The sequence below is a fragment of the Oribacterium parvum ACB1 genome (genome assembly GCF_000238055.2).
Classification (GTDB): Bacteria; Bacillota; Clostridia; order Lachnospirales; family Lachnospiraceae; genus Oribacterium; species Oribacterium parvum.
Genome location: NZ_KE148312.1, coordinates 1,404,189 through 1,417,500 on the forward strand (window position 1 = coordinate 1,404,189; position 13,312 = coordinate 1,417,500).

Genomic DNA, 13,312 nt, shown 5'->3' on the forward strand with positions numbered 1-13,312 from the left:
ATGCAGAGGAGTATTAAGGATGGAAAAAGAATATAAGTACGACGCCTTTATCAGTTATCGCCATGTGGAGCCGGACCAGAGTATTGCAAAAGAGCTGCACCGCATGATAGAAAGCTTTAAGCCGCCAAAGGAACTCTATAAAACCGGGAAAAAGACCGGTTTTCGTGTCTTTCGAGACAGGGAAGAGCTGGCCGCTAAGGATTTGAGTACCTCTATCGAGGAGGCTTTGCAGGAAAGTCACTATCTTATCGTGCTGTGCTCCAAGAGGACACCTTTATCGGAGTGGTGTGAGAAAGAGGTGCGGACCTTCAGAGCACTCCACGGAGATGAGAGGATTATTCCTGTGCTTATTGAAGGAGAGCCGGAAGAATCCTTCTCTGCACCATTAAAGGATCTGAAAAGAGGCGCGGATGAGAGCCTGCAAGATGTGCTTGCGGCGGATATTCGACCGGAAGAGGTGCTGAAAAAGGACTTTCCGGGCTATGAGACCTTACAAAATGAAAACAAAGGAAAATTGCATGAGCTTACGAAACAGGCACTTAAGCTCTTAAAAACGGAAAAGTATCGCATCCTTGCGGCGATGCTTTCTTGCAGTTTCGGTGACCTGAAGCAAAGAGATAAGGAAAGAAGAGGAAGATTGATTCTGACCATTTCCTCCCTTTCCGGTGCCATTTTCCTGCTTTTCGGTATATTTATGGCAAATGCCTACCAAAAGGCGGAGCAGGCAAGACAGGAAGCGGTGCAGTCCAATGCCCGCATCTTGATGAAGACCTCGAAGGACATTGCCAAAGAGGGGGATTATCTTAAGTCGGTTTTGGTGGCGCAGGAAGCAATGAAGTCTATAGGTAAAAACATGAAGTCCTATGAGAGCCTTTCGGGAGAGGAAAGCTCCATTTTAAATGATGCAATCTATCACGGAGGAGCATCGACCTTGACCTCGATTTCCACCGGAAACAAGCTGACCTATATAGCGCTAAGCAATAACGACAAGTACATTGCCTATGGCTTGGACAACAATATGGCTGCAATTGCCGATGTGGAAAATGGAGAAGTTGTGCGCGAGTTTTCGGGGCACAGCCAACAGGTGAAGCTGCTCGTGTTTTCCAACGATGACAAACTCCTTGTGAGTGCATCTTTTGACGGTAGTGTTATCATCCATGATGTGGAAACGGGAGAGGAAAAAGCACGACTGGAAATCCCCGGTGTGCCGATGCTGACTCGTTTTTCTGAGGATGGAACACAGTTTTTCTATGTCTCCTTTACCAGCAATACGGCGGACTTCTATGTTTTTGATACGACGAACTGGAAGGAGATAAGTAAATTTACGGTCGCAGAATCGGTCCGTTTTGCAGATATCAAGAAAGACGGAAGTGAGGTACTGATTGCTTTAAGTGAAAACAATGATCATCAGCTTACCAGAAGAAGCATGAAGGACGGCAGTATTTTGGAAGTAATAGAAAGAGAGGTGAAAGTGGATGCCATGCAGGCTGAATATAGTGTGCCTTACAAAACGGCAAGCTATTCTGCAGACGGAGAAAGCATGCTCCTTTTTACCGACTGGGATGTACGGAAAATCTCTCTTTCGGATAAAAGCCTTCTTTTTAAGAAGGATATAAACTTCAGTTCTACTGCTGTAAGGCCCTTTATAGAGAGTCCGAATGGGGAGAAACTGGTGGTGCAGTCCTACTCGAAATTATTTATCTTGGATGGAAAGAGCGGTGAAATACAGGATGAAGTCTATTTTGAGAATCTGGATATGAAGTATTTTAATTATAATTATGAGACGAATACCATCATTGCCTTCGGAGAAAATGGAAAATACTCTATTTGGAAGGATAAGGTTGTTGTTGAGGATGGTTTGAATTATGGGGGAGTTGCTCCCTCTGAACTGAAGTATCTGAAGGATGGAAGTAAGTTGATTGCCAACTCGCATGAAAGCCGAACAATCAAGATTATCGATACAAAGTCCAGAATCTCTGCAGAGCCGGTTTATGCAAGGGTCATAGCGAACTCCAACGATTCATCAAAGATGATTCTCTTTGACGGAAGAGATTTTTTTGATTTCTGCGGACAATGGAAAAACGAGTGAAAAAATCATACTGGATAATACTATTCCTTTTGGCCTTATGAAAAATACGAAGAGCTATATTGTTTCCAATGACGGACGGTACTTTGCCTCTATTTGGCAGAAAGGAAGTAGCGGAGTTCCGTTTTTGGCGCTCTATGATCTGGAAAAGAAAGAGAACAGAGAAGTGGAATTGGAAAGTATTTCTCCTGCCATCCATTTCTCAGATGACGGAAAGGAAATCCTTCTTTTAGATGAGAAAGAGGGGCTGAAGGTTTACAATACGGAGGACTTAAGTGAACTGCAAAGCTATCCGGAGATCAATGAATCGGCGGAAAGTATGTTCCTGTCGGAAGATAACAAAATACTGGCGCTGAACCGTTTCTCCGGTATTATCTCCCTCTTTAACTTGGAAACAGGAAAGCCGGTGGAGGAGATTCCCGGAGAGGCGCTCTATCTGGAGCGCAACGGAGAGGAAATTCGCATCAAAGGCATACAGAACAATACGGCATTTAACTGGAGTAGCAAAAGTGGACTTACAAGTATAGAGATGGATGAAGCCTGTGCACAGACACCGGTAGGCTTTGACGACGTCAACTTGTATAACGAGAACGCCGGACTGCTTCTTATGATTCGAAATAATGACACGGAAAGAAAAGCCTATGTGGTGGACTTTGCAAGCGGACGTCTGAAAATGAGTTTCACGCCCTCCATAAAAAAGTATAACGTGAACGGTCATATTTCTCCGGACGGAAAAACCATTGTCATCGACCAAAGTTATTATGCGAAGCAATACAATCCGGATGCGCAGGAAGCGGATTATATGAGCTCCGCAGTATATAAGATTCTGAGCAAAGAACAGGTGGAGGAAGAAATAAACAAGATCCTCGCCGGAAGAACCCTTACGAAAAAAGAAAAAGAGCAGATCGGTATAACGGCGGAGTAGAGAATTTGATTTTCTACAGTCCACTTTTCTTTAAAGGCTATATCCACTTCTAATTATAAAAACTAAACAAGACCACCCAATAGTCATTGCCTCGTGCGTCAAGGTAATACCCTGCACCGAATCGAACAAAGTCAGGACGTAGCATAAGCTGATTATGGCTTGTGCTATTTTGCCATGCCTGAACAGTTTTCATCGGAGTACGCTGACCTGAAGCAATGATTTCACCGCATACATCGGCTTCGTTTGTGATAGAACCGCCCTGGGGACGTGTGTGAGAAAATAAAACGGAACATTCTCCGGCTCTTGTTTTCGCAAGATGATTCAGTCCTGCACTTTCCTGTAGAGTGCTTAAACCGTGAGCAGCTCGATATTGGTTGATGCGGGAAAGAAGTTCTCTTTCATATTGCTCATTAACAGAAGTATTACTTGTATTGATGGACTTGGTCTGTACAACATTGTTTACAGTCCATGCTCCACTTTGATTTACGGTATAGCCATCCGGTGTAATCGTGTTTTCCGCCATCCATCCGTAGTCATCAAAATGATAACACTCGGAGATGCCGTCGTTGTTCCCGTCCAGCCATTGCCAGGAAGCTTTATGGTAGTTGCCATTTCCAAGGTCATACCACCATGCATTTCTGGAGATTCCCCTTGACCATCCAAGGGCAAATGCCGGAATGGCGGAGATAAGAGATAGAATAAAGATAAGGAATGTTGTTTTTAGAATCTTAAGAGGCTTTTTCTCTTCCGCTTTGCCATAAACTATATTTTTTTGATTCTGATATTCTGTTAATTTGTACTTGTTTGTTGTGATGTAATGCATAGATGCCCTCCTTTGCGGCATCATACTTCAAATTATCAAACCAAATCAAGTGAAAAAGGCAATACTCACAAAATTGTAAAAATAAACAGAATGTTATTATGCAAAAATATAATAAAAAGTAAGTAAATCGTTGTAACCATTACAAAAAATGGTAAAAATGCTTAAAAAAATATTCAGAAATTGTATATTATTAAAAAATAAGTATAATATTAAAAAATAGATTGTTTTAGTAATATTTATACAAAAACAATCTATTTTTATTGTCTATCCATTCATTTCATTTTCGATTACTCTATTAAGAAGAGTGATTCCACTATGAGCTGTCTTTTTAGAAGTGGCAGTATTTAGGAAGCCTTTATTAAAAAGCTTATAAATGAAAAGCTAACAACAGAAAGGCTTATGAATAGACCGCTCTTATAATTCATAACGAGTATCGCTCGCAAAGCGTGCGGTATCTCGTTTGTAAATCTTCTATTTAATCATAGTAACTAAACAGTACTACACAATAATCGTTTCCGTCACTGTCTACATAATATCCGGAACCAAAGCTTTCAAAATCCTTGACCAGCATGACGTGGTTGTGTGTTGGGCTGTCTTCCCAGGCTTGAACCGTTTTCTCCGGAGTGTGCATATTGCAGGCAAGAATTTCCCCATATACATCATTCTCGTTTAAAACGGATCCGCCCTGCGGCCTTGTGTGAGAGAAGCTGACTGCGCATTCCTGCGCTCTGACCTCTGCAATGGCGTCCAAGCTCTCTTTTTCGTCCAAGGAACTTAAAGAGGATCCTACGCGATACTGATTGATCTTATCGAGAACTTCTTTTTTAATAGGTAGACTTTGACTTACAGACGGAGATGAAGCGGCATTTACATTGATTGCTTTGGTTTGCACGACGTTGTTGACCGTCCATTCCCCGTTCTCGTTTACCGAGCAGCCGTCAGCAGTTACCGTGTTTGTAAGCAGGAAACCGTTCTGATCAAAGCGGTAACATTTTGCAACACCGCTTTTATTGTCATCAATCCATTGCCAGGTCGATTTACAATAGTTTCCATTTCCAAGGTCATAGCTCCAAAGATAGCTTGCCGTGTCTCTTACCCAGCCCCGAGCAAGTGCCGGAAAGGCAGATAGAAAAAGAAAAGCGGAGAGGAGAATGAATGTTTTATATGCTGTCTTGTATTTCTTTACTAGAAATACTTTACTACAGTTTGCTCCAATGTTGTGACGGTTTGTTCTGTGTTTTTTCATACCATTTCTCCTTTCGAAAAGTTTTTCTTCTTTGCGTGGCTCTTGATAAGGTGAATCATAATTTTAATTTATGTTTAACTGTTTTGTATATTATCGACATAAATTATCTAAAAATATAAATCTATATGTGAATTATGTTACTATAAATTTAAATATTCAATATTAAATAGAGAAAACAAACAATATAAATACCATAAAAATATATAAAACTGTACAAAATATATATAAACCGTAGAAAAGAATTAAAATTAAGGATGATTTAAGTAAAATAATAAAACTAAAAATAAAAAATAAAAATTTGCTTGTGGAAAATAGAAAAATAAAAGCAAAAAAATACGCAGGAGCCAGTCCTGCGTGTTTGAAATTCATAACGAGAATCGTGCGAAAAGCGTGCGCTTTCTCGTTTACTATATGTATTGCTTATTCTGTTCTTGAACTTGTCGTATCTTTTACACTTTCATCTTCCGTTGCAAGTTTCTTTGGATCTTCTGTTTTTATGCTTGCTATTGCAAGTTTCTCTGTATCTTCTGTCTTTATGCTTGCTATTTTAAGTTTCTCTGTATCTTCTGTTATTTTGCTTTCTACTGCAAGCTTTTCCGCCTCTTTCTTTCCCTTACGATGAAGATAAAATAGGATGCAGAACATCGGGATGATGCAGATATAGGTAAGATTGCTATATAGAATATTGTTAAAGTCCGTATCCAGAGCCGGGGGGAAGGTTCCGCCGATGTTGTTCACCGCATGGGCCAGAACAACAAAGAGGAGAGAACGGCATTTTTTCATAAAATAACCTAAAATAATGCCCATCATTGCAGTGTAAACACCCTGAATAAAACTGCCGTGCCATATACCGAACATAAGTCCTGAAAAGAGAAGAGCAAACCACGGAACATCCGAGGCCTCTTCAAAGCTGCGGAAGATGATGCCGCGGAACAGGATCTCCTCTACTAAGGGGCCGATTGCCACGATAGCAAGGAAAGTCCAGATATACGGGCCGGATTCCAAATCATCATACATTCCCGAAAAGCTTTCGAGCTGATTCCCTAAAGAAGAGGAGTGAGATGCAAGGAAATCCACGATACTAAGCCAGATACCGGATAAGCCGCCAACGCCGAGACCGATTACGATAGCGAAGAGGATCCCCTGCCATATCGGGATGGAAAGCTCCGCCTTTTTCTTGGGAAATACCTTTCGGTAGAAGATATAGCAGAGAATAGAGAGCACAGTAGCCAAAAAGGCATCCAAGAAAGCGGAGTAGGTCCCCCACAAATCAATCTCTATGTGAGTTATATTAAGGAACAGATTAAGCAAGTTAATGAGGATATCCCCGATTCGATCATAAAGAAAGAGAATCAGTAAGGGAAGAAATAAAAAAAACATCGCTCTTACGTTTAAGCCTTTTTTCTTTTCAAAACTATTTGTTTCCAATTTTTTTTCTCCAATCTATTTTAATCATTATGCAAAATCATGCAAAACAAATTGCAAAAGGAATACGAATACCCCTCTCTTTGTTGCGTGGAAAATTATAACGGAAGAATTAGAAAGTGACAATCATTCCTTTACACATACGCTTTCACTTTCGTAATAAATTTTGGTAATAAAAAAGATAGTATTCATTTCGGTGTTTTTTGAAAGACAATTACGAGCCAAAAGATTAAATTATATAAATACTTTGAAAAGAATTATAAAAATTTAATATTTATTTGTTTAAAGGTCGATATAGCTAACAGAACCCTACCAAATTGACTCTTTGAAGGAGGAGAAGGAATGAAGTTTACAAAGAAGATGGCTGCACTATTTTTTGCGACAGTACTCTGCCTGTCTATGGCTTTGCCTGCCTTTGCGGGAGAGTGGGTCTTTGACGGGCCGGAAAGCTGGAAGTGGTGGTACAAGGAAGATAACGGAAACCGTGTTACAAACGGATGGAAGCAAATTGACGGCGAGTGGTATCATTTTAAGGATAACGGCTACATTGATACAGGCTGGATTAATTTACCTAAAACGCTTCGGGGCGTAGTAGAAGATTATGCTTGGGAAGAGACTATACAACAGTGGTACTATCTCGATGCGTCAGGGAAAATGCTGAAAAATCAAAATTATATCGGCGGCTATACGGATGAAACGGGATTACTTAATGAGGATTGGTTTTTTGAAGGAAAGTTTTATAGAGGGAACACGAATCTGGAGAAAGTTCCGGCGCCTCCGGTAGAGGGAGCCAAATTCAAGAATCCCCTGTATGACGACGGATACTCTGTAGATGGACAGGTCGTGAAAGGTTGGGAATATGTATCACCAGACTACAAAACGGAATTTTTTAACGCTCTTTCCAGTGCGTTAGGCCCGGAACGAAATGATTTTTCTTACCGAATTCCACAAGGCGCTTACACTATGGATCAACCTTTCTTGGAATCGACAATGATTGATTGGTTCCGTAAAGAGACAGATAATTGGAGTTATTCGGAAGATGGCACCGGACTGATTCATGTGCACTGGGTAAATGAATAGTATTATAAACTAAAAATGTAATACGAAATCCTCCGAATACTTGTCATGAGCTTCGCCCTCCAGTAGAATAAAGCCATGACAAAGGAAGGAGCGGGGCAAGAAGGATGAATCAGATACTCTTACTTTCAGGGATAGTCATTATTCTCTGCGTATTTTTACATAAGCTTTCTATGAAAATGGGGATGCCGGTCCTCCTTGTAATGTATAGGTTAAAAACAGCATAATGAAGAATGGAGGATGCCTTGTGCAATGCACAGGGTGTCTTTTTTGTTAAAAAAAACAGGAGAAAAACAATTTATCGCAACCTTATAATAATTTATCCTTTAGACGATATTCCTGTAGGGATGATAGGAGTAGAAAGGCAAGGATTGTTTTTTTACGAAGTTTTTATAGAACCCATGCGCCAAGGAAGGGGAGAATTTTTAAGCATGGAGGGGGTTAAGGGTAGAGATAAAAATGCTTTTCCTATGAGTAGGGGAGAGGGATTTGATTATGAAAAACGAAAAATTTGCGAAGCTGAAGAATCTATTGGGAAAGGGAGATGGCTGGAAGAAGAAGCTGTCTATCTTCCTTGCCTTATCTTTAATCCTTTCGGGCGTGAAAGGCATTTCCTTACTGGGAATAGGAAGGGAAAATGATGCGCCGGAGGGAAATACGGTAGAAATCAGGGGAGACCGAATAAAACTCCATCTGGAGGGAGAAACGGTACGAGAGCTCGCGGAAAAAGCAGTCCGGGAGGGCAAGTTAATTTGTGCGGAAAATGGAGAGCTCAGCTATAGTAGAAACGAAGAGCTCTTGGCGCGATATAGAGAATTGTTTTCCGAAGAGAGAGAAGTATATGAGCTTCCGCTTGATCAGGTAGTGGAGGGATTGGATGAGCTTTCCGCTGTTGGCGGAAAGGTTCGTGCCTTTGTGGAAGTGGATCCGAAGAAGCAAAGAGGAAATACGGAAAAAGACAGTATGGATGCGGTGGCCTTATTTTCCGGAGACTCCGCCTTCGGAAGACTCTTACTTGCCGTGAAAGGAGAGTCTTATTTCGCAAGCGTAAGAGGACGAGATGTGTCTTCGGTAAGCGGAGAGGAAGCTGCTCCCGGTGGAGAAGGCGGGCCCGGACAGGAAGTAAAAGAAAAAAAGGAATCTGCCGGTATTACCGGTCCGGGTCAAGGCTTGCAAGCTGAGATAGAGACAGAACAGACAGAGGTAGTGCGTCCGGGACAGTGGATTTATCCGGAAAACACAGAGTCCGGCGAAGAAAATGCTCCGAAGCAGGAGTTTCAGCCCGGAGGAGAAACGGAAAATCAAGCGCAAGAAAACGAAGAAAATCTTCCTCATGGAGAGGGGATAGAAGGACCGGGCTCGGAAGTCGGATCTTCCAAGGAAAACGCAGAGACCGGGGAAGTCGGTCCTGCAGCGGACATGAGATCTGCCGGAGAAGGCTTAAGAGAGGCAGAAAGCCAAGAGCTTTCCGCTTATGGTACGGATACGGAAGCACTTTCCGGAGAGGGGACTTCGTCGGATCCGGCAGCTGATTCAGCCGCATCCGGAAAAAGCTCTATCGAAGAAGGAAATGCAGATGAGGCGGGAAATTCCGGAGAAACGGGACTTACGGAAAGCAGAGCGGAAATCCGGGAAACGATTGTTGAGACTGCGCAGCAGGAAGAAACAAGAAAAGAAAAGGAAGAAACTACAGCGGAAAGCGAGACGAAAAAAGGAACAACGGAGGAATCAAGCGAAACAGAGGAATCAAGTGCGGGAGAAGAGAAGGAGAAGCAAGATAGAACGGAGTATCAGCTGAATGGTACGGAGCTGATTTATTTCCTATGTGAAAATGAAGGCGATGATGATTTATCCTTCCACCTCTTTGTAAGTGAGAACAGCTATCCGAAGATTCGTGTACCGGGCAGAAATAAAGTGGGTAGACAGCTTCTACAGGACGGAAATCCCAGAAAAGCGGAAAATGCTGCGGATTCCGCCGGGGAAGAAGAGAAAGAAGAGGATGCCGAAAATCGAGCATCCGGATCCGGCTTAAGCTTGGATAAAGACGGAATAAAAGCACTGTATAAGGAGATGAAGGACGGCCCCGATGAATATTTTTCCGAACTTCGGGCAGTGAAGCTCCAAGAATACAGCTTAAATGAGCTGGGAAGAATCAGCCAAAACATAGAAGTGGAAGGCTTCGGTACAGTAGAGGTCTTCTATGATAAAGATGACTTTACGGAGAAAGTGGACTTAAAGGCGAGCCTTCTTAAAAAACCGGAGGAAGTGAAAGAAGAACAAGAGGGTGAAGCGACCACAGAAGAAAAAGAAGAAACTGTCGCAGAAGAAAATGTCGCAGAAGAATCTGAAGCAAAAAAAACGATTGTAGAAGAAGCATCTACAGAAGAGGGAGCGACGGTAGAGGAAGCACTTTCGGAAGAAGGAAGCGAGGCAGGAACAGCAAAAGGAGAAAAGGCAAGAACTTCAGATGTTTTGCAAGAAAAGGAAGTGGAAGCTTTAAAGAACAACGGCATCTACGATCAGTCCATCTCCTTGGATATTCATTTTGAAGATAAGGAAGGACGGGAAGTGGAACCGTCCTCCTCCGTTTCCATGCGTTTTTATATCGCAAAGACGGCACTTCCGGAAGAGGTCAACGAGGAGAATATCTCGATACATCACTTGGTCGAGAAGGAAAACGGAGAGATTGACCATGTGGAGCTTCTTTCGGCTGCGAAAAGTTCTGCGGAAGAGCCGGAAAATGAAAAAGGAATAGCGGAATCAGGAGAGGAAAGTGCTGAAAAAACAGAGACGGAGAAAGAAAATATCTCTCAGACGGAAAGTGGAAATACAGAGAAGGAAAACAGCGAATTTATTGTCCGGGAATTTGAAGTAAAAAGTTTTTCTACCTATTCCTTGACTTGGTCAAGCGGAAAAGCAAACAATAAGAATTATAAATTCTTTTTTGTAGACGGTGACTTCAGGCAGATGGGACCAAACATGGATATAGATATGTCAGAATTCAAGGCGGAGCGTCCCCTCTTTCAGAATAAATACTACAATCCATACCATGTTGCATCTCCGTATGATATATTGTATTTGTGTGCCCCCTTTGCCGGCTACAGCATCCATATGAGACAAGCAGACGGAGTCTCACCTGTGGCCGGTCCGGTAGTCTATCCGGGTTCTTTACCTCTTTCCAATATGAATACAGAGGGCAATAGGAATACGGGAGTAATTTGGCCGGATCCGGTTGTTTACCTGACAACGAAGAGAGTGATTAGGCAGTGGCATTATGATACTAATCAATATATAAATAACCCTACAACGTTTTGGACGGATATATGGTCTGCATGTAGTGAAAATTATTACCTTTTTTACAAATTAAACGCAAAACCCCATACTCACAGCTATCCCAAGTATGATATGGAGATGCAAAAGGAAAAGTACATTACGAAGAAGTCGGACGGCTCCTATGATCTGACATTAACCGCGAGACCGAGTGTGGCAGGCGGAGAGAAAAACAAACTGGATATCATCGTGGTTTATGACAAGTCGATCTATATGGCTTTGGATTTTATGCGCACGGTATCGGATTCGGAAGAATTCCCCTACGATGATGCAAGAGATGATAACAGTGCAAGCACAAAACACAGATACGGAAAATTGATATTGGGTAGCCTGCTGGATGATATTGCGAAAAACCCGGCTTACGATGCTCAATTTGCATTGGTCACGATGGGAGGAAAGAGAGATCTGAATCTCAATGGCGGGGAGTTCTCCGTATCGGATGCGGCATATAATGATGCGGAGAAAGTCATCGGCTTTACGAAGAATATCACGGCTTTTAAGCAAGAGCTGGATTCTATCAGCATAGAGAAGGAGAAGAAAAAGGCGCAGTACCAGGCAAATGCCTATGAGCATCATGGCTTGAACTATGCTGCAGGGATTAAAGCGGCGGAAGATTTTCAGAATGGCGCGGTAGTGGGAACGGACTGTGAAGCGACAAGATCGGATGCAAGAAGAGTGGTACTTTTTGTTACAGCGTATAACCCGAACTTTTCCTATTTTCCGAAATACGAAGGCGGAGGCAATACCAACTATTTCTTACGAAGAGCGGAAGATATTAGTGGGCATGCGACTGGTCAGATTCCCGGAAAAGTGGTAGACCGCTTGCAGCTTGGACCAAGCAGAAATAAAAGCTTAAACTACTATAATTATTTCATGAAACCGGACACGTCTTATGTTAATTTTGGGCCTTATGCCGGCTATTCCTACGGGAGTGGGCGAGGTTTCGAAGAAGTTGCACTAACACAGGCTCGTGGAGCATTAACGGAATTAAATGAAATCGATGCCTTTTATGCCATCGGTTTGGGACCGGATGCAAACTATAGCCATCTGGAAGACTTGATTGGAGCAAAACGATACTGGGCTGAAAACGGACATCCCTATGAGCAACCGCTAAGTAGCGATATAGAGCAGTCGGTTATCAAAATAACCAGTAACAGTTCTACCACGGATTTAACAGACATAAAAAATGGTCTTCGTTCCAAGATTGCACCGATTCGTATCAGCGACGTAAACATCTGGGATCAACTTAGCGAGAACGTGGAAGTAAACTTCGACAATGCGAATCCTGCCGATAAAGCTGCAAAGCTAAGAGCGGAGGTCTGGAAGGTAGACGATGATGGGAAACCGATATCAAAACTGGAGAATCCTGACGATAGCGATTCAACCAGTAGAAGTCTGGGATTTTCGGGCTTTAAGGGAGTAGAAGCGACTTATGACCCCGGCAGAAAGATAATCGAATTAAAGACAAAACCCGGAGATTTCAGTTTTCCAAAGGGATATGAGATTCGTTTGACGGTGAATGTAAAACCGTCAAGGACAGCCTACGAAAAGTATCAGAAAAACGTTCTGGATTATTTTGATAAAGATAGTGAACGTTGGACTATAGCCGGAACAAAGGATATAGGATATCTTGATAATGTAAACGGAGAGAATATTAGCGGAACCAGAACGCCGGATCTAACTTCCAGCTTAAAAGAAGGAGATATCAGAACGGACCAGTGGTACCTTTATGATAAGGTGCCGGAAGAGGATTTCCACACCTCTTCGGAAAAAGAAGGATTTTATTCGAATGAAGGGGCTTACTTAAAGTATGTTCGATTTAAAGATAAAAATACCAGAGAGGAGCCTCCGAAAGAGAAGTATCAAAAACCTGTTGTACAAGTAGACCCGGGTACCATTCGTATTATAAAAAGTTTTAAGGGAACGGAGAGTGATGATGAGGAGCTTGAGTTGTTAAAATCCTGTTCCTTCAAATTGGAAGAAGAGATTCCGGGCACAACGAATTTCCGGCCGGTGAACGGCATAACAAAATTCACCATGACAAAGTCGGAGACGGAAACGGATTATGGTCCGCTTGTTACGGAGGAATATATCGGTACGAAAGTAAGCGGAGTGGGAAAGAATCTGACTCCGATTGTTCCCCCTGCGACAGTGCATGGCGGTAAAAAGCAATATGTTTTAACTATCACAGGCTTGGTGCCGGGAAGAAAATACAGAATTTCTGAAATTATGGCAGCTGCCGGTGAGGAAGCGACGATTTCAGGACGAATCCTGCGCTTTAAAAACTTGGAAATCGCTGCAACTACCAAAGCGAAAAACGCAAGCAGAACCTACGAAGTCGGAACGCTTACCTTGGCGGAAAATGAAACCAAAGAGCTGGGTGTGAAGAACGTCTATGAA

Annotated in this window: 8 protein-coding genes (1 of these 8 running past the window's edge); 5 read left to right on the top strand and 3 right to left on the bottom strand. The window is 42.4% G+C overall.

What is annotated here, in order from left to right:
* Positions 1 to 19 precede the first annotated feature (19 nt).
* Both HMPREF9625_RS06300 and HMPREF9625_RS11490 read left to right on the top strand, forming a co-directional pair.
* Positions 20 to 2,089: a toll/interleukin-1 receptor domain-containing protein gene (locus tag HMPREF9625_RS06300; RefSeq protein ID WP_009534749.1), complete on the top strand. Its 2,070-nt coding sequence runs from the start codon at positions 20 to 22 to the stop codon at positions 2,087 to 2,089.
* A complete protein-coding gene (locus HMPREF9625_RS11490; protein WP_009534748.1) occupies positions 2,058 to 3,011 on the top strand; it encodes a WD40 repeat domain-containing protein in 954 nt (317 codons plus the stop codon). Before HMPREF9625_RS06300 ends, HMPREF9625_RS11490 begins: the two co-directional genes overlap by 32 nt.
* A 49-nt stretch (positions 3,012 to 3,060) precedes the next feature.
* On the opposite strand, the gene HMPREF9625_RS06305 is transcribed toward HMPREF9625_RS11490, so the two are convergent.
* The 3 genes from HMPREF9625_RS06305 to HMPREF9625_RS06315 all read right to left on the bottom strand — a co-directional run bounded on the left by HMPREF9625_RS06305 (position 3,061) and on the right by HMPREF9625_RS06315 (position 6,508).
* Complete coding sequence (locus tag HMPREF9625_RS06305) at positions 3,061 to 3,834, bottom strand: CAP domain-containing protein (RefSeq protein ID WP_009534747.1); 774 nt, start codon at positions 3,832 to 3,834, stop codon at positions 3,061 to 3,063.
* Between the two features lie 475 nt (positions 3,835 to 4,309).
* Entirely contained in the window at positions 4,310 to 5,080 is a 771-nt protein-coding gene (locus tag HMPREF9625_RS06310; RefSeq protein ID WP_009534746.1) for a CAP domain-containing protein, read from the bottom strand.
* Between the two features lie 420 nt (positions 5,081 to 5,500).
* Positions 5,501 to 6,508 (bottom strand): CPBP family intramembrane glutamic endopeptidase, encoded by a 1,008-nt coding sequence (locus tag HMPREF9625_RS06315; RefSeq protein WP_009534745.1) that lies wholly within the window; start codon positions 6,506 to 6,508, stop codon positions 5,501 to 5,503.
* A 339-nt stretch (positions 6,509 to 6,847) separates the two neighbouring features.
* On the opposite strand from HMPREF9625_RS06315, the gene HMPREF9625_RS06320 reads away from it, so the two are divergent.
* The 3 genes from HMPREF9625_RS06320 to HMPREF9625_RS06325 all read left to right on the top strand — a co-directional run.
* On the top strand, positions 6,848 to 7,585 hold the full coding sequence (locus HMPREF9625_RS06320) for a cell wall-binding protein (RefSeq protein WP_009534744.1): 738 nt from the start codon (positions 6,848 to 6,850) through the stop codon (positions 7,583 to 7,585).
* A 230-nt stretch (positions 7,586 to 7,815) separates the two neighbouring features.
* The gene (locus HMPREF9625_RS11670) at positions 7,816 to 8,223 is read left to right on the top strand and encodes a hypothetical protein (RefSeq protein WP_242822657.1); all 408 of its coding nucleotides are present in this window, start codon (positions 7,816 to 7,818) and stop codon (positions 8,221 to 8,223) included.
* A protein-coding gene (locus tag HMPREF9625_RS06325) for a DUF7604 domain-containing protein (RefSeq protein ID WP_242822658.1) crosses the window boundary here: on the top strand, positions 8,114 to 13,312 show its 5' portion. It continues 576 nt past the right edge of the window; the window shows 5,199 of its 5,775 coding nt (coding positions 1-5,199); the start codon lies at positions 8,114 to 8,116; its stop codon lies off the right edge, out of view. The genes HMPREF9625_RS11670 and HMPREF9625_RS06325 overlap by 110 nt, the downstream gene beginning before the upstream one ends.